Origin of the sequence: Pseudomonas guariconensis, assembly GCF_015680235.1 — a bacterium.
GTDB classification, from domain to species: Bacteria; Pseudomonadota; Gammaproteobacteria; order Pseudomonadales; family Pseudomonadaceae; genus Aquipseudomonas; species Aquipseudomonas guariconensis_A.
Map to the genome: position 1 here is coordinate 132,385 of NZ_JADLJL010000007.1, position 16,483 is coordinate 148,867.

The 16,483-nt window shown below is 64.1% G+C and carries 19 protein-coding genes and 3 tRNA genes; 9 read left to right on the forward strand and 13 right to left on the reverse strand.

The window, feature by feature from the left end:
* The 3 genes from IRZ56_RS07975 to yacG are packed head-to-tail and all read left to right on the forward strand — an operon-like array spanning nt 1 to nt 1,687.
* Nucleotides 1-867 carry a prepilin peptidase gene (locus IRZ56_RS07975; RefSeq protein ID WP_196144448.1) on the forward strand — a complete coding sequence of 289 codons (867 nt, stop codon included), beginning with the start codon at nt 1-3 and terminating at the stop codon, nt 865-867.
* Nucleotides 867-1,490, forward strand: a complete 624-nt coding sequence (gene coaE / locus IRZ56_RS07980) for a dephospho-CoA kinase (protein ID WP_196144449.1) — start codon at nt 867-869, stop codon at nt 1,488-1,490. Before IRZ56_RS07975 ends, coaE begins: the two co-directional genes overlap by 1 nt.
* A complete protein-coding gene (yacG, locus tag IRZ56_RS07985) occupies nt 1,487-1,687 on the forward strand; it encodes a DNA gyrase inhibitor YacG (RefSeq protein ID WP_084857049.1) in 201 nt (66 codons plus the stop codon). Before coaE ends, yacG begins: the two co-directional genes overlap by 4 nt.
* Before the next feature lie 74 nt (nt 1,688-1,761).
* Here the strand turns inward: yacG and IRZ56_RS07990 are convergent, their stop codons facing one another.
* Complete coding sequence (locus tag IRZ56_RS07990; RefSeq protein ID WP_196144450.1) at nt 1,762-2,442, reverse strand: energy-coupling factor ABC transporter permease; 681 nt, start codon at nt 2,440-2,442, stop codon at nt 1,762-1,764.
* A 140-nt stretch (nt 2,443-2,582) separates the two neighbouring features.
* Here IRZ56_RS07990 and IRZ56_RS07995 point away from each other — a divergent pair, with 140 nt between their 5' ends.
* From IRZ56_RS07995 to IRZ56_RS08005, 3 genes are all read left to right on the forward strand, one after another.
* Entirely contained in the window at nt 2,583-3,212 is a 630-nt protein-coding gene (locus IRZ56_RS07995; RefSeq protein ID WP_196144451.1) for a DUF1780 domain-containing protein, read from the forward strand.
* A 132-nt stretch (nt 3,213-3,344) separates the two neighbouring features.
* Nucleotides 3,345-3,518, forward strand: a complete 174-nt coding sequence (locus IRZ56_RS08000) for a DUF3094 family protein (RefSeq protein ID WP_084857035.1) — start codon at nt 3,345-3,347, stop codon at nt 3,516-3,518.
* 84 nt (nt 3,519-3,602) lie between these two features.
* The gene (locus IRZ56_RS08005) at nt 3,603-4,898 is read left to right on the forward strand and encodes an NAD(P)/FAD-dependent oxidoreductase (protein WP_084857033.1); all 1,296 of its coding nucleotides are present in this window, start codon (nt 3,603-3,605) and stop codon (nt 4,896-4,898) included.
* A 129-nt stretch (nt 4,899-5,027) separates the two neighbouring features.
* Here IRZ56_RS08005 and IRZ56_RS08010 read toward each other — a convergent pair.
* The 6 genes from IRZ56_RS08010 to rluD form a co-directional block, all read right to left on the reverse strand.
* Nucleotides 5,028-5,103, reverse strand: a tRNA-Lys gene (locus tag IRZ56_RS08010).
* A gap of 6 nt (nt 5,104-5,109) precedes the next feature.
* Nucleotides 5,110-5,186 (reverse strand) — tRNA-Pro (locus tag IRZ56_RS08015).
* A gap of 4 nt (nt 5,187-5,190) precedes the next feature.
* Nucleotides 5,191-5,266, reverse strand: a tRNA-Asn gene (locus IRZ56_RS08020).
* Nucleotides 5,267-5,698: 432 nt separating this feature from the next.
* A complete protein-coding gene (gene clpB / locus IRZ56_RS08025) occupies nt 5,699-8,263 on the reverse strand; it encodes an ATP-dependent chaperone ClpB (protein ID WP_196144452.1) in 2,565 nt (854 codons plus the stop codon).
* A 200-nt stretch (nt 8,264-8,463) separates the two neighbouring features.
* A complete protein-coding gene (pgeF, locus tag IRZ56_RS08030; protein WP_196144453.1) occupies nt 8,464-9,201 on the reverse strand; it encodes a peptidoglycan editing factor PgeF in 738 nt (245 codons plus the stop codon).
* A complete protein-coding gene (gene rluD, locus IRZ56_RS08035; RefSeq protein ID WP_196144454.1) occupies nt 9,198-10,160 on the reverse strand; it encodes a 23S rRNA pseudouridine(1911/1915/1917) synthase RluD in 963 nt (320 codons plus the stop codon). Before rluD ends, pgeF begins: the two co-directional genes overlap by 4 nt.
* A gap of 148 nt (nt 10,161-10,308) precedes the next feature.
* Between rluD and IRZ56_RS08040 the strand changes: the two genes are divergently transcribed.
* On the forward strand, nt 10,309-11,328 hold the full coding sequence (locus IRZ56_RS08040; RefSeq protein WP_196144455.1) for an outer membrane protein assembly factor BamD: 1,020 nt from the start codon (nt 10,309-10,311) through the stop codon (nt 11,326-11,328).
* A gap of 260 nt (nt 11,329-11,588) precedes the next feature.
* Nucleotides 11,589-11,819, forward strand: coding sequence for a PP0621 family protein (locus IRZ56_RS08045; protein ID WP_196144456.1), 231 nt, complete (start codon nt 11,589-11,591; stop codon nt 11,817-11,819).
* 80 nt (nt 11,820-11,899) lie between these two features.
* Here IRZ56_RS08045 and thiO read toward each other — a convergent pair whose 3' ends face one another.
* Genes thiO through IRZ56_RS23465 form a run of 5 tightly spaced genes read right to left on the reverse strand, consistent with a single transcriptional unit; the run spans nt 11,900 to nt 14,924 of the window.
* The gene (gene thiO / locus IRZ56_RS08050) at nt 11,900-13,000 is read right to left on the reverse strand and encodes a glycine oxidase ThiO (RefSeq protein WP_196144457.1); all 1,101 of its coding nucleotides are present in this window, start codon (nt 12,998-13,000) and stop codon (nt 11,900-11,902) included.
* Between the two features lie 35 nt (nt 13,001-13,035).
* The gene (locus IRZ56_RS08055) at nt 13,036-13,434 is read right to left on the reverse strand and encodes a type IV pilin protein (protein WP_196144458.1); all 399 of its coding nucleotides are present in this window, start codon (nt 13,432-13,434) and stop codon (nt 13,036-13,038) included.
* Between the two features lies 1 nt (nt 13,435).
* On the reverse strand, nt 13,436-13,918 hold the full coding sequence (locus tag IRZ56_RS08060) for a hypothetical protein (protein ID WP_196144459.1): 483 nt from the start codon (nt 13,916-13,918) through the stop codon (nt 13,436-13,438).
* Nucleotides 13,915-14,580, reverse strand: coding sequence for a PilW family protein (locus tag IRZ56_RS08065; protein ID WP_196144460.1), 666 nt, complete (start codon nt 14,578-14,580; stop codon nt 13,915-13,917). Before IRZ56_RS08065 ends, IRZ56_RS08060 begins: the two co-directional genes overlap by 4 nt.
* On the reverse strand, nt 14,577-14,924 hold the full coding sequence (locus IRZ56_RS23465; RefSeq protein ID WP_196144461.1) for a prepilin-type N-terminal cleavage/methylation domain-containing protein: 348 nt from the start codon (nt 14,922-14,924) through the stop codon (nt 14,577-14,579). The genes IRZ56_RS08065 and IRZ56_RS23465 overlap by 4 nt, the downstream gene beginning before the upstream one ends.
* Nucleotides 14,925-15,032: 108 nt before the next feature.
* On the opposite strand from IRZ56_RS23465, the gene IRZ56_RS08075 reads away from it, so the two are divergent.
* Nucleotides 15,033-15,524, forward strand: a complete 492-nt coding sequence (locus IRZ56_RS08075) for a GspH/FimT family protein (RefSeq protein ID WP_196144462.1) — start codon at nt 15,033-15,035, stop codon at nt 15,522-15,524.
* On the opposite strand, the gene ispH is transcribed toward IRZ56_RS08075, so the two are convergent.
* On the reverse strand, nt 15,525-16,472 hold the full coding sequence (gene ispH / locus IRZ56_RS08080; RefSeq protein ID WP_196144463.1) for a 4-hydroxy-3-methylbut-2-enyl diphosphate reductase: 948 nt from the start codon (nt 16,470-16,472) through the stop codon (nt 15,525-15,527).
* Nucleotides 16,473-16,483: the final 11 nt, after the last annotated feature.

A 16,483-nucleotide genomic window follows, 5' to 3' on the forward strand; every position in this document is an offset into this window, starting at 1 on the left:
ATGAATCTCTGGACTTTTTTCGCCGGGCAGCCGGCACTGTTTCTGGCCTTCGCAGGCTTGTTGGGGTTGCTGGTCGGGAGCTTCATCAATGTGGTGGCGTATCGGCTGCCGATCATGCTCGAGCGCCAATGGCAGCGGGAGGCGCAGGAGGTGCTTGGCCTGCCCGTGCAGGAACACGAGCGCTTCGACCTGTGCCTGCCGGCGTCGCGCTGTTCCCATTGCGGACATCGTATTCGTGCCTGGGAGAATATCCCGGTGCTCAGTTACCTCGCCCTGCGTGGGCGTTGCTCGGCGTGCAAGGCCGCCATCGGCATCCGCTACCCGCTGGTGGAACTGGGGTGCGCGGTGCTTTCGGTGGTGGTGGCGTGGCAGTTCGGGCCGACGCTGCAGACGCTGCTTGGGTTGGTGCTGACCTGGAGCCTGTTGAGCCTGAGCCTGATCGACAGCGATCACCAGTTATTGCCCGATGCGCTGGTCAAGCCGGTGCTGTGGCTTGGGCTGGCCTGCAACGCCTTTGGCTTGTTCGTGCCTCTGTCAGCGGCCGTGTGGGGGGCAATAATCGGCTACCTGAGCCTTTGGGCAGTGTATTGGCTGTTCAAGCTGGTCACTGGCAAGGAGGGGCTGGGCTATGGCGATTTCAAACTGCTGGCATTGATCGGTGCCTGGGGTGGCTGGCATGTGCTGCCGCTGACGCTGTTGTTGTCGTCGGTGGTGGGGGCGGTGATCGGCGTGTGCTTGCTGCGCCTGCGCAAGGCGTCGATGGGCTCGACCATGCCTTTTGGGCCGTATCTGGCCATTGCGGGCTGGATCGCGATGCTCTGGGGTGATGAAATATACGTCTCTTACATGCAACTGCTTGGAAACTGATGACCACTGCGGCATTTACCCCTTGGATTCTCGGGCTCACCGGCGGCATCGGCAGCGGCAAGAGCGCCGCGGCAGCGCGTTTCGTGGAGCTGGGTGTGCACCTGGTCGATGCCGACCAGGCGGCGCGCTGGGTCGTGGAGCCTGGCCGGCCGGCATTGGCGAGCATCGTCGAGCGCTTCGGGCCCGGCGTGCTGCAGGGCGATGGGCAGCTTGACCGCGCGGCGTTGCGCCAGCTGATCTTTGCCGACCCCACTCAGCGCCGCTGGCTGGAGGAACTGCTGCACCCATTGATCGGGCAGGAGATCTTCAGCTACTTGGCCAAAGCCGAGTCGCCCTATGCGATCTATGTCTCGCCGCTGTTGGTGGAGTCTGGCCAGATCGAGAAAACCCAGCGGGTGTTGGTGATCGATGCGCCGCAAGAGCTGCAGGTCCAGCGCACCCTGGCGCGAGACAACACCAGCCCCGAGCAGGTGCAGGCGATCCTCAAGGCCCAGGCGGCCCGCGAGGAGCGGTTGCGCCATGCCGATGACGTGGTGGTCAATGACCGGGACCTTGGCTGGTTGCATGAGCAGATCGACCGTCTGCACCACTTTTACCTGACGTTACGAGGAGGCCAGCCATGAGCCAGCCGATGACTGTGGACTGTCCGACCTGCGGTGCACCTGTGGAATGGAGCGAGAAGAGCCCGTTCCGGCCGTTTTGTTCCGATCGTTGCAAGTTGATCGACCTAGGGGCCTGGGCGGCTGAGGAGCATAAGATTCCGGGAGCGGATGAGTCGGAGGATGAGCTTTATTCTGGGGATCTTGAGCCTCGGCATTGAGGAAGTCCCGATCATTCGTGTAGTTGGGGCCGCTACGCGGCCCATCGCGGGCTCGCGGTTGTGGGTGCTTGGGGTCAGCGATCTTCGTCGTTCCAGGGCGCCTGCAAATATCGAGTGCGGTTGAATGTTTCCAGCCATTCCGGGCAGAACACTACCAGTGCGCTGATCACCGTGCCGTTGATGAAGGCCTCGGGGAAAATGATCAGCCATAGATAACCGATGAAGTCCGCCAGCCACTCCGGCATGGCGAAACGCCCATCGAGCCACAGCAGGCCAAGCGCGGCGAGCAGGCAGAGCAAAGCCGACAGCGCTGCGGCGAAGAACCCCGAGAAGATATAGACGAACAGGTTTCGTGGCTGCGCGCGTTCGACCAAGATGGCGCACACCTCCGTTACCAACACCGGCAGGCCGATGATCAACAGGCCGTTGACGCCCAGCGCGGCCAGATCCAGGCGCCCGAGGGCCAGCAGGCCGAGCTGGGCCAGGGCGCCGCCGACAATTGCCAATGGCCAGTCGAGCAGAAGGGTCACGGCGGTCATGCCGATGAAATGGTAGGACACGCCTGTGTCGAAATCGCGCCGCACCAACCACAGAATGAACAAGCCGAACACGGTGCCGAACAATAGGTGCTGGCGGCGGCTATCGCTGAACAGTTCCACCCAGCGTGTGCGGCCCAGGGCCCAGATGAGCAGAGGCACGTAGCCGAGCCAACCCAGAGTGAGGCTGGTGGTGGACAGGACCTGCGCGCTGATCACCGGTTCGCTCCTTCTGCCGTGCCGAATAGGCCGAGTCTACACCCTATCGTCGCCAGCGCCGGCCGGGTCGGCTGGCCGAAGGGCGATTCTTGCGCACAAACAGCATCTTACCGTCATGGATAGCGACTAAGCTTGTTCCCATGGATGACTCAGACTACCTGCGCCTGCTCACCATCCAGGCCGAACAAGCGAATGCGTTTCTGTCCAATGCCCGCAAATGGGAACGCGAGCGTTGGGTGTGCCAACGCCTGCTGCAAGGGCTGAACATTCCTTACCGCAGCGAAGATTTCACCCCGGCCGGCCAGGAGCCGCCAGACGTACTGTTTCGCGATGCGGCGTTCGAGGTGTTCTTCGTGCTCGATGAAGGGCGCCGGCTCAATGATGAGTGGCGCGCGGAGCTGCAGCGCCGGCGCAGCGCGTTTTCCCTGAGCCAGCTGGTGCGCCGCGAGGCCCGGCCACGGCGGATCAGCGCCCAGGAACTGCTTGGGCGCCTGGCGCCGACGCTGCGCAAGAAGGCGCACAACTACCAGGAGCGCGGGCTGGATTTGGGCGAGCTGGACATCATCGCCTTCGCCAGCCTCAAGCGCGAGGTGCTGGACCTCAACAGCCATTTCCCACCGCCCACCGAATACCTGCGCCAAGGTTGGCGGTCGTTGTCGCTGGTGGGGCCGACGTTCGCCAGGGTGCTGTTCGCCCACCCCGATGCGCCAGATTTCCTACGCGGCAACCTGGGGCGCAGCATCGTCTTCGACGTGGGCATCAGTCTTTGATCCAGTGCCGAGAGTCTTTGCGATGACGTACACTCGGCGCCAGGGATAGAACGCATTATCATTTGTTTCAAGCGCTTGCGTGAACGCTGTGGCGTACGCGCAGTCACAAACGTCTATCTGACGAGGCCCACCATGACCAGCCGCCTGAATCCTGAAGATCAGCGTCGCGTCGATGAGTATCTGCGTGCCCCCCAGCATCGAGTCGAGCGCAGGCCCTTCCGGCCTTTGCTGCTCCTTGTGCTGGTGGTCGCGGTGACCATCGGTCTGGGCCTGTTGAGCCGCCTGCTGAGTGGACTGGTGCTATGAGCTGCCTTGCGCTCGCCCTCCTCTCCCGCATGCCGCGGCCGGCCGACATGGCCACGAATTCCGTAAAACTTGTGAGATATCCCAATGACTCATCGCATCGTGATTGTCGGCGGCGGCGCCGGCGGCCTGGAACTGGCGACCCGCCTGGGTAAAAGCCTGGGCAAGCGCAAGCAGGCCGAGATTACCCTGGTCGACGCCAACCTGACGCACATCTGGAAACCTTTGCTGCACGAAGTGGCTGCAGGCTCGCTGAACTCCTCGGAAGATGAACTGAACTACGTGGCCCAGGCCAAGTGGAACCACTTCAACTTCCAGCTGGGGCGCATGAGCGGGCTCGACCGGGAAACCAAGCAGATCCAGCTGGCCGCGACCCTCGACGAAGAGGGCCGCGAGCTACTGCCTGCGCGCACCCTGGGCTATGACACGCTGGTGATCGCCGTCGGCAGCAACACCAACGACTTCGGTACCTTGGGCGCGGCGCAGCATTGCCTGTTCCTCGACACCCGCAAGCAAGCCGAGCGTTTCCACCAGCAGTTGCTCAACCATTATCTGCGTGCCCACGCCGGTGATGTGGCCAGCGAGAAGATCAGCGTGGCCATCGTCGGCGCAGGCGCCACGGGCGTGGAACTGGCAGCCGAGCTGCACCACGCAGCCCATGAACTGGCGGCCTATGGCCTGGACCGCATCCAGCCGAAGGACATGCACATCACCCTGATCGAGGCCGGCCCACGCGTATTGCCCGCCCTGCCGGAGCGCATCAGCGTGCCGGTGCACAAGACCCTGGAAAAGCTCGGGGTGACGGTGATGACCAATGCGGCGGTCAGCGAAGTGACCGAGGATGGGCTCAAGACGGCCTCCGGCGAAGTGATTCAGGCCAGCCTGAAGGTGTGGGCGGCCGGTATCCGTGCGCCGGGCTTCCTCAAAGACATCGATGGGCTGGAAACCAACCGTATCAACCAGCTGGTGGTGCGCCCTACCCTGCAGACGACCCGCGACGATGACATCTTCGCCTTCGGCGACTGCGCCGCCTGCCCGCAACCGGGCAGCGACCGCAACGTGCCGCCACGGGCACAGGCGGCGCACCAGCAGGCCTCGATGCTGGCCAAGAGCCTGAAAGCGCGCCTGGAGAACAAGCCGCTGCCGAGCTATGAGTACAAGGACTATGGCTCGCTGGTGTCACTGTCGCGGTTCTCGGCGGTGGGCAACCTGATGGGTAACCTGATGGGCAGCGTTAAGCTGGAGGGCTGGCTGGCGCGGATGTTCTATGTGTCGCTGTACCGGATGCACCAGATGGCGCTGTACGGATTCTTCCGCACGGCGATGATGATGCTCGGAAGCAAGATTGGCCGGGGCACCGAGCCGCGCTTGAAGTTGCACTGAAGATCGCCGGGGGCGCTTTGCGCCCCTTTCGCGGCGCAAGGCCGCTCCTACAACAGGGCGACTGCAGCGTGGGCGTATGAATTCGAGGCAAAAGAAAAAGGGCATCTCATTCGAGATGCCCTTTTTACATGGTGGGTCGTGTAGGATTCGAACCTACGACCAATTGGTTAAAAGCCAACTGCTCTACCAACTGAGCTAACGACCCGGAAAATGGTCGGGGTGAGGGGATTCGAACTCCTGACATCCTGCTCCCAAAGCAGGCGCGCTACCGGACTGCGCTACACCCCGAAATTGGCTCCGCGACCTGGACTCGAACCAGGGACCCAATGATTAACAGTCATTTGCTCTACCGACTGAGCTATCGCGGAACTGAACTTCGTACAACTTCGAAGTCTGTGTTAGCTTCGAACTCTTCAGCGTTGTCGCTGCTGAGGCCGGCTATTTTACATTCTTCGTTTTGCTTGTCAACCCCCAATTTGCTTTCAAGTTACTGATTTGCAAATTGTTTTCAGATCCCTTGTACCGCCGGTGATCTGTGTAGTGCCTGACAGCGGGGCGTATATTAGGTGCACTCGATTCAGGATGCAAGCAAAAAATTCAACTTTCTCAAATAGTTATCCCAGAGGGCCTGCAACGGCCCCTCCTGCCTGGGCTTGCCTTTGTGGTAGCGGGTTCGTTACGCGAATGCGTGGGCAGGATGCATGGCGTTTGCTGGGCTGACGCGATCGCGGGGCAAGCCCGCTCCCACAGCGGACGCCCACAAAAAAGCCCCGCAGATGCGGGGCTTTCGGTAGAGCGGATCAGGCGAAGACGATTTCGTCGCCTTCGACCTTGGCGGTGATCGCCGCGCCTGGCAGGAACTGCCCGCTGAGGATCAACTGTGCCAGCGGGTTTTCGATCCAGCGCTGGATCGCACGCTTGAGCGGACGCGCGCCATACACCGGGTCGTAGCCGACGGCGATCAGCTTGTCCAGGGCCTCCGGGCTCAGGCTCAGCGACAGCTCGCGCTCGGCCAGGCGGCTGCGCAGGCGGCCGAGCTGGATCTCGGTGATACCAGCGATCTGCTCGCGGCCCAGCGGCTCGAACACCACCACTTCGTCGATCCGGTTGATGAACTCTGGACGGAAGTGCGAGCTCACCGCATCCATCACCGCCGCACGCTGGGCCTCGCGGTCACCGGCCAGTTCCTGGATCTGCGCCGAGCCCAGGTTGGAGGTCATCACGATCACCGTGTTGCGGAAGTCCACCGTACGGCCATGGCTGTCGGTCAGGCGGCCATCCTCGAGCACCTGCAGCAGTACGTTGAATACATCCGGGTGCGCCTTCTCCACTTCGTCGAGCAGCACCACCGAATAGGGTTTGCGCCGCACGGCCTCAGTCAGGTAGCCGCCCTCCTCGTAGCCCACGTACCCGGGCGGGGCACCGATCAGGCGAGCCACGGAGTGCTTCTCCATGAACTCGGACATGTCGATGCGCACCATGGCCTCTTCGGTATCGAACAGGAATTCGGCCAGGGCCTTGCACAGCTCGGTCTTGCCCACGCCGGTAGGGCCGAGGAACAGGAACGAGCCGCTCGGCCGGTTCGGGTCGGCAAGGCCGGCACGGGAGCGACGCACGGCGTTGGCCACGGCGGTGACGGCTTCGTTCTGGCCGATGACGCGCTGGTGCAGCAGCGCCTCCATCTTCAGCAACTTCTCGCGCTCGCCTTCGAGCATCTTGGCCACCGGGATGCCTGTCCACTTGGACACCACTTCGGCAATTTCTTCCTCGGTGACCTTGTTGCGCAGCAGTTGGTTCTCGCTCTTGCCGTGCTGGTCGACCATCTGCAGGCTGCGCTCCAGATCCGGGATCACCCCGTACTGCAGCTCGGCCATGCGGCTCAGGTCACCCTTGCGGCGGGCGGCCTCGAGTTCCTGGCGTGCCTGCTCGATCTTCTGCTGGATCTGCGCCGAACCTTGCACCTCAGCTTTTTCCGACGCCCAGATTTCCTCGAGGTCGGAATATTCGCGCTCAAGGCGCTGGATTTCCTCGGTGAGTTTCTCCAGGCGCTTCTTGGCCGCTTCGTCCTCTTCCTTTTTCAGGGCCTGGGACTCAACCTTCAGCTGGATCAGGCGACGGTCGAGGCGATCGAGCACTTCCGGCTTGGAGTCGATCTCCATGCGGATGCGGCTGGCCGCTTCGTCGATCAGGTCGATGGCCTTGTCCGGCAGCTGGCGGTCGGTGATGTAGCGGTGGCTGAGCTTGGCCGCGGCGATGATCGCACCGTCGGTGATGGCCACCTTGTGGTGCACTTCATAGCGCTCTTTCAGGCCGCGCAGGATGGCGATGGTGTCTTCCTCGCTCGGCTCGTCGACCAGCACCTTCTGGAAGCGACGCTCCAGGGCGGCATCCTTCTCGATGAACTGGCGGTATTCGTTCAGCGTGGTGGCACCGACGCAGTGCAGTTCGCCCCGAGCCAAGGCCGGCTTGAGCATGTTGCCGGCGTCCATGGCCCCTTCGCCCTTGCCGGCGCCGACCATGGTGTGCAGTTCGTCGATGAACAGGATGATCTGGCCTTCCTGCTTGGACAGCTCATTGAGCAGCGCCTTCAGGCGCTCTTCGAACTCGCCGCGGTACTTGGCGCCAGCGATCAGCGCGCCCATGTCCAGCGCCAGCAGGCGCTTGCCCTTGAGGCCGTCGGGCACTTCGCCGTTGATGATGCGCTGGGCCAGGCCTTCGGCGATGGCGGTCTTGCCGACGCCAGGCTCGCCGATCAGCACGGGGTTGTTCTTGGTGCGGCGCTGCAGCACCTGCACGGTGCGGCGGATTTCGTCGTCACGGCCGATGACCGGGTCGAGCTTGCCTTCCTCGGCACGCTTGGTCAGGTCGACGGTGTACTTGTCCAGGGCCTGGCGCGACTCCTCGGCATTGGGGTCGTTGACTGCCGCGCCGCCACGCAGGTTGTTGATGGCGTTCTCCAGGGCCTTCTTGCTCACGCCCTGGCTGAGCAGCAGCTTGCCGAGCTTGCTGTTCTCGTCCATGGCGGCCAGCAACACCAGCTCGCTGGAGATGAACTGGTCGCCCTTCTGCTGGGCCAGGCGATCGGCCTGGTTGAGCAGGCGCGCCAGGTCCTGGGACATGTTCACATCGCCCGTAGGGTTCTGGATCTTCGGCAGATGGTCCATTTCCTTCACCAAGGCCTGACGCAGGCCATTGACGTCGAAACCGACCTGCATCAGCAGTGGTTTGATGGAGCCGCCCTGCTGATCGATAAGCGCCTGCATCAGGTGCACGGGCTCGATGGCCGGGTGGTCCATGCCTACGGCCAGGGATTGGGAATCGGATAACGCCAGTTGCAGCTTGCTGGTCAAACGGTCTATTCGCATGGGGGATACCTTCCTATAAGGGCAGGCGGAGCGATGGATAGCACCTGAATGAAGAAACCTGCCTGAGATGACCAATAGATAAGGGTGATTCTGGAAGATTCAAGCGTAGCGGGGTTGACACGGGTCAGCGGATGGAAGAGTGGTTAGGGCTGCCTTGCAGCCCAATCGCCGGAAAACCGGCTCCTACAAGGGAATGTGATTCAGGCTTGCAGCCAGACCAGGGAGGCGAAACGCCCGCCCTGCGGGGTGCGGCGATAGGAGAAGAAGCGCGGGTCGTTGACCGTGCACAGGCCCCCGCCATAAACGGCGGTGACACCACGGGCAGCCAGGCGGATGCGGGCGAGCTGGTAGATGTCGGCCATCAGTTTGCCTGGGCGTTCGCCCGGCACAAAGGCCTGGGCCGCTTGCGGATGCAGGGCGGTGAACGCATCGCGCACTTCCAGGCCGACTTCGAAAGCCTGGGGGCCGATGGCCGGGCCCAGCCAGACCAACACGTCTTCGGCGGGCACGCCAAGGCGGTCCAGGGTGGCTTCGAGCACGCCGCCTGCCAGCCCGCGCCAGCCGGCATGGGCGGCGGCCACGCGGGTGCCGGTGCGGTCGCAGAACAGTGCGGGCAGGCAGTCGGCGGTCATCACGGTGCAGGCGATGCCGGGCTGGTCGGTGAAGCTGGCGTCGGCCTCGGCCACACGGGCCGGGTTGGCATCGGCCACCACCACGCCATGGACCTGCTTGAGCCAAGCAGGGCGAATACCGAATTCGGCGCTCAGGCGGCGACGGTTCTCGGCGACCGCAGCCGGGTCGTCGCCGACGTGGTCACCGAGGTTGAACGTGTCGTAGGGCGGCAGGCTGATACCGCCCTGGCGGGTCGTGACGCAGGCGCGTACCGAGGCCGGGGCCGGCCAGTCAGGGAACAGCAGCGACTGCGTCAGGCCACTCATCCGATGAAGCTCTCGCGGTCCTGGTTGAGCAGCGACAGCAGCCAGACGAAATCATCCGGCAGCGGCGAGGCCCATTCCATACGCTCGCCGGTGGTCGGGTGGTCCAATGCCAGGAAGCGCGCGTGCAGGGCCTGGCGCGGGAAGTTCTTGACCGCCTCGACCATGGCCACGCTGGCAGCCGGCGGGATGCGGAAACGGCCGCCGTACGTCTGGTCGCCGACCAGCGGGAAGCCCACATGCGCCATGTGCACGCGAATCTGGTGGGTACGGCCGGTTTCAAGCTTGACCCGCACATGGGTGTGCGAGCGGAAGCGCTTGAGCACACGGTAATGGCTGACCGCCGGCTTGCCGCCGTCGGTCACCGCCATGCGCTGGCGCATGCCGCCATGGCGACCGATGGGCGCGTCGATCTTGCCACCGGCAGTCACCACGCCCACCACGATGCATTCATAGATGCGGCTGACCGAGCGCTTTTGCAGCTGGTCGACCAGGTTGGTCTGGGCCTGCAGGGTCTTGGCGACCACCATCAGGCCGGTGGTGTCCTTGTCCAGGCGGTGCACGATACCGGCACGGGGCACGTTGACGATGTCCGGCACGTGGTGCAGCAGGGCATTGAGCAGGGTGCCGTCGGCATGGCCCGCCGCCGGGTGCACAACCAGCCCGGCAGGCTTGTTGATCACCAGGATCTGGTCGTCTTCGTAGACGATGTCCAGCTCGATGTCCTGGGCCACCCATTCGCCCTGGGCCTCCTGCTCGGCCTCCAAGGCCAGGATGGAGCCACTGTGGACGGTGTCGCGCGGGCGCAGCACCGCGCCGTCGACCGTCAGGCGACCGTCCTTGATCCACGAGGCCAGGCGCGAACGCGAGTACTCGGAGAAGAGTTGGGCGGCGACCTGGTCGAGGCGTTGACCGCCCAGTTCGGACGGGACCTCTGCGCTAAGTTGAATGATCTCGGACATGCTCGATTCGGCGGGCGCACAGCCTTTGGTTTCGGCTGCGCGCTTGTGGTTAAATACGACTTCTTTTGCCCCGGGTTCGGCCGGGGGCGCTCATCATAACAGGACGGCACCGCCCAAGACAGCGGCCGTCAAAGGGACGCAAGCCGCCATGCAAGTGAAACACCTGCTGCTGATCGCCATCCTCGGGCTCACCGCTGCCTGTTCCTCCAACAAGGAAGTCGTCGACGAGAACCTCAGCGAGGCCGAGCTGTACCAGCAGGCGCAGGCCGACCTGGACAACCACAGCTATACCAGCGCCGTGAGCAAGCTCAAGGCCCTGGAGTCGCGCTACCCGTTCGGTCGCTACGCCGACCAGGCCCAGTTGGAGCTGATCTACGCCAACTACAAGAACGCCGAGCCGGAAGCCGCCAAGTCCGCCGCCGAGCGCTTCATCCGCCTGCACCCGCAGCACCCGAACGTCGACTACGCCTATTACCTCAAGGGCCTGACCTCGTTCGACCAGGACCGTGGCCTGGTGGCGCGCTTCCTGCCACTGGACATGACCAAGCGTGACCCGGGCGCTGCCCGCGACTCCTACAACGAGTTCGCCCAGCTCACCAGCCGCTTCCCCAACAGCCGCTACGCGCCGGACGCCAAGCAGCGCATGATCTACCTGCGCAACCTGCTGGCGGCCTACGAGATCCACGTGGCCGACTACTACCTGAGCCGCCAGGCCTACGTGGCCGCGGCCAACCGTGGCCGCTACGTGGTCGAGAACTTCCAGGAAACGCCATCGGTCGGCGATGGCCTGGCCGTGATGGTCGAGGCCTACCAGCGCCTGCACCTGGACGACCTGGCCGCCACCAGCCTGGAAACCCTCAAGCTCAACTACCCGGACCACCCAAGCCTGGTCGACGGCCAGTTCGAGCCCAAGCAGGACGAAGCCGACAACCGCTCGTGGCTGTCCAAGGCGACCCTGGGCCTGATCGAAACCGACACCCCGCTGCCGCCGGGCGAAACCCGCGCCAACCAGGATGTGGTCAAGCAGTTCCAGGATGCCCGCGCAGAAATGCCTGAAGAGCTGCTGCCAAAGGACGAAGACGGTGATGCGATCCGCCCTGAAGGCCCGAAGGAGGCCGAGAAGGACCGTTCGTGGTTCAGCTATATGACCTTCGGTCTGTTCGACTGATCGACCGCAGCCTGAGAAAGGGAGGCCCGAGGCCTAATGCCGGCCAGTTAAGCAATTAGGGCCCCATCGCGGCACAAGGCCGCTCCTACAGGAAACCCGCCGTTGGCAAGGTTTGCGTGATCCTGTCGGAGCGGGCTTGCCCCGCGATGGGCTGCATAGCAGCCCCAATTACTTAACTGAGCAGCATTAGGCCAAAGGCCTCCCTTTTTTGTTGGCGCCGCCCTAGACTGTCGCTCTTCATTCTCGACAAGCTGGACACCATGGTTCGTCTACTTTTCTGGATCGCCCTGATCGCCGCTGCGTTCTGGCTGTGGCGCAAGTTCAAGGCCAGCCAACACTCCCCTGCCGAGCCCAAGCTCGACGACCCGCTGAAAATGGTGCGCTGCGCCCATTGCGGCGTACACCTGCCCAATGACCGCGCCCTGCGGCTGGGTAGCGACTGGTATTGCAGCCAGGCGCACCTGGAACAAGGGCCTGGCTCGCAGCGTTGATGCTTCGCGGGATGGTCCAATCGCGGGGTAAGCCCGCTCCCACAGGTTGTTGTGTGGAGGCAGGTTTACCCGCTCTGCCATCAAGGAACCAGACGCGAACCTGGCGCATACGACGCCGGGTCGATGATCGGCTCGCTGCCGGTCAGCAGGTCGGCGAACAGCTGGCATGATGCCGGTGCCAGCACCAGCCCGTTGCGGTAATGACCGCAGTTCAACCACAGCCCGTCATGCCCTGGCACGCGCCCGATATAGGGAATGCCCTCAGGCGACCCTGGGCGCAGGCCTGCCCAGTGCGCCACCACGGTGGCATCGGCCAGCGCGGGCAACAGCTCCACTGCGGACGCCTTGAGACTCTCCAGCGCCTCGCCGGTGGGCGTCTTGTCGTAGCCGGCATGCTCCAGGGTACTGCCGACCAGGATATGCCCATCGCGACGCGGAATGGCGTAGCGCCCCTTGGCCAGTACCATGCTCGGCAGGAAGTCTTCGGCGCACTTGAACAGGATCATCTGACCCTTGACCGGCTCGACCGGCAACGCAAGCCCCTGGGTCTTGAGCAGGTCGCCGCTCCAGGCACCTGCGCTGAGCACCACATCATCAGCCTCCAGCACACCTTGGGCGGTCTGGACACCGGTTACCCGCCCCTTCTCCTGCCGGAACCCAGTGACCGCGCAATGCTCGCGCAGGGTCACGTTGGGCAGGGCCTGCAAGGCAGCCTTGAGCGATTTGACCAGCCGCGGATTACGCACGTTGGCCACGCCTGCCATGTAGATGGCGCGCTTGAAGCCGGGGCCGAGTACCGGCACGGCGTCGTAGGCCGCCGAGATGTCCACGGCGCTCAGCGGCCGCTGCTCGCGCTGGGCCCAGGCCAGTGCCTGGGCTTCGTCGTCCAGGTCCAGCCAGTACAGGCCTGTGGTGTGCACTTCAGGGTCGATTCCGGTCGTGGCGAACAGCCGCTCGCCCAATTGCGGGTAGAAGTCCTGGGACCAGTGCGCCAGAGCGGTCACCGCCGGGCTGTAGCGCCATGGGTAGAGCGGCGAGACGATACCGCCACCGGCCCAGGACGACTCGCGCCCGACTTCGCCCTGGTCACAGACCACCACCCGGTCGACCTTCGGCGCCAGGTTGAACGCAGTCAACAGGCCGATCACACCGCCACCGACAATCACTACTTGCTTGCTCATCTGTCGATCCACTACCTGAAATAAAAACCTGGCCTTCAATACCCCCAACAACCTTCCGCCGTCGCGCCAGCGCCTGGGTTGTCACGCACGCCGGCATGGTCGAGCTGGTAGTCGCCGCAGCGGTCGTCGGCCATCAGCCCATCGGGCTGGCGCCTGGCGAGCAGACGGAAGCTGTCGTCGTCGCGCTGCACCTGCACGCTGTAGTAGCGGCTGCCGGCAGGCAATGGCGGTAGCTGAGGGTCGGAACCTGCGTATCGGCCCGTGCGCGCACGATGGCGCTCCAAGCGCAGGGCTGCGTCCTGCAGCAGGCCGACCACTTCACTTCGCGCGGCACGCCTGAGCTGGTCGCTGTAACTGGGGTAGGCAATGGCTGCCAGAATGCCGCTGACGGCCACTACAATCAACAATTCGATCAGGCTCAGGCCTCGCTGCATGTCACGGCTCCCTCAAGCGTTGGCGCCACAGGACGCGTTGAAGTGAGGCGTTGGGGCCCGACTGCAGGGCATAGACTGCCTCCAGCACGAGCCGCGCCTGCTGTTGGCGGCTGACGGCGGTCACTCGATACAGGCGCGCCCGGGCATCATCGGGCAAGTGCGCGACCAAGGTACTTTCGCCCAAGTTCTGCAGCAGGAAGAAGCCTTGCTCTGCGGGTTGCCAGCCAGGCTCCCCGCCTCGCACGTCGTGGGCATTGGCAGGTGGTCGACAGGGCTGGCACGGCGCGGGTGGCGCCAGCAGCAGCCGTGCCCTGCCCTCCAGCAAGACTGCCTCGGCCTGCTCCAAGGCCTGGGCGTTGGCCCGTAACTGCCCGGTCATGCGGGCCTGCACCAGGGCATCGCGCAGGGCCGAGGCGGCCAGCAAACCGGCCAACAGGCTAAGCACCAGGCCCGCCAGTAGGGCAATGCCACGTTGGCGCTTCATGCGTCGGGCACCCCGTTACGCAGGGCAATGCTCATCTCGTGCCGCAGCTCGACCTGGTATTGCGGGTCGAACAATGTGAGCTGCAGGTCGACCCGACCACCCTGCCGGGTCGGCACCAGGGCCACCCGCAGGTCTCGCACCCGGTCGATCAAGGCTTGCGCCTGGCCCGCGCGCCCAAGCCTCAAAGTGTCGCCATGCAATTGATAGGTGACGCGCTGGATGGGAATCACCAATGCCGCCCCGCTGTCCGGCGGGCGTCGATGCCTGACCTGGGCCCAGCTCTGGCAGTTCGTGAGCAATACCCAGTCGGGCTGGCGCCCGGAACCTGGCAACTGCTCACCCACCAGGCCCAGGGTCTCGAGGCGCCCATCTGCGGCCTGGGTGATCTGCAACGGATGGGCGAACGCCTCGGCAGCGGCCTGGCTTTGGAAATCGATGGCATCTTGGCGCAAACAGCCGAACATGCCGGCCATGCGGATGTCCTGGGCCATTCGTTGCAATGCGAGGCGGGCATCGTCCTGCAATCGGGCAGCTACCGATTGCACTTGCCAAGCCTGGTAGGCCGAGACGAATACCTGACTCGCTGCCCCTAGCAACATCAACCCGATCGCCAACGCCAGCAGCGCTTCGAGCAAACCGAAGCCGGCCTGGGGGCGGCTCATGGCCTGGCCTTGCCTTGCAGGCTGACGAGCAGCCGGCCTGCGTGATGGACCTCGACCACCAGGCCCTGGCCCACTCCCGTTACGCGCCCTTGCGCTGAAGCCCCCAGCAGCTGGACGAGCCTCGCCTGCCAGGCGTCTTGCTCGCCCGGCGCCAGGGTGCCCGCTGCCCTACTCCGCTCCAACACCCCCTGTGCCAAGAACACCGCCTGGGCTTCGCGCCGCGCCTCATCGAGGGCCTGTAACCCGCGCATTTGCTGGGCTGCCGCGGCAAACAAGCCGAGCGCCAGCACCACTATCGTCAGCAACACTTCCAGCAGCGTCATCCCGCGCTCCCTCGCCTCCACTCATCCCTCCTGGGAAATTTCCTGCCTCTGCACTTCGCCCTGGCCGACTGGACGCCCCGCCCATCGACCTTGAAGCTACAGCGAAGCACTTCCAGGGAGGAATGCACGATGAAGCAACGTGGTGTAACACTGATACAAATGATGTGCGCGCTGGCGTTGGCCAGCCTTCTGGCAAACGTGGGTTTACCTGCCTACAACCAGCTCAGCGACGACCTACACCGAGCCGCTGCAGCACGGGACCTGGCACAAGCCCTGCGCAACGCACGCAGCCACGCGTTGCTGCAGCAGCAAACAGTGTTGGTTGAACCCTTGGAGGGTGATTGGGGCAAGGGATGGCGAACACGCTTGGCGCACAACACCCAATCACTGCGCGAGCAACGCCTGGCGCACAAGCTGAGTATCGCCAGCAACCTGGGCAAGGAAGTGAAGTTCAGTGGCTTGGGCGTACCGCTGCGAGGCAATGGTGGGTTCCTGGGCGGAACATTGGAAATTTGCCCCAGCACAGCGCAGGCGAGCCGTTACTGGATAGTGCTGGCCCCCAGCGGCAGGGTCGACCTGCGCACCGTGTCGAACGAGCCGTCACGGTGCGCAGGCGCCTGATCAGATCAGCGAGCGGACCCGCAGTTCCTTGGGCATGGAGAACGTGATGTTCTCCTCACGGCCATCGAGCTCTTCAGCTCCGGTGGCGCCCCAGGCGCGCAGCTGTTCGATGACGCCACGCACCAGCACCTCAGGGGCCGAAGCGCCAGCGGTGATGCCGATACGAGCGATACCGTCGAACCAGCCTTGCTGCATGTCCTCGGCACCGTCGATCAGGTAGGCCGGGGTGCCCATGCGCTCGGCCAGCTCACGCAGACGGTTGGAGTTGGAGCTGTTGGGGCTGCCGACCACCAGTACCACGTCGCATTCGTCGGCCAGTTGCTTGACGGCATCCTGGCGGTTCTGGGTGGCATAGCAGATGTCGTCCTTGCGCGGGCCACCGATATGCGGGAAGCGTTCGCGCAGGGCATCGATGACGCGGCTGGTGTCGTCCATCGACAGCGTGGTCTGGGTGACGAAGGCCAGGTGCTCCGGGTCGCGGACCTGAAGCTTGGCGACATCATCCTCGTCCTCCACCAGGTAGATGGCGCCGCCATTGCTGGCATCGTACTGACCCATGGTGCCTTCGACTTCCGGGTGCCCGGCATGGCCGATGAGGATGCACTCCTTGCCGTCGCGGCTGTACTTGGCCACTTCGATGTGCACCTTGGTCACCAGCGGGCAGGTGGCGTCGAACACCTTCAGGCCACGGCCGGCAGCTTCCTGGCGCACGGCCTGGGAAACGCCGTGGGCGCTGAAGATGACGATCACGTCGTCGGGCACCTGGTCGAGCTCTTCGACGAAGATGGCGCCACGATTGCGCAGGTCTTCGACCACGAACTTGTTGTGCACCACTTCATGGCGCACATAGATCGGCGGGCCGAAGACTTCCAGGGCACGATTGACGATCTCGATCGCCCGGTCCACCCCCGCACAGAAGCCGCGAGGGTTGGCGAGTTTGATTTGCATGCTCGGCTCCA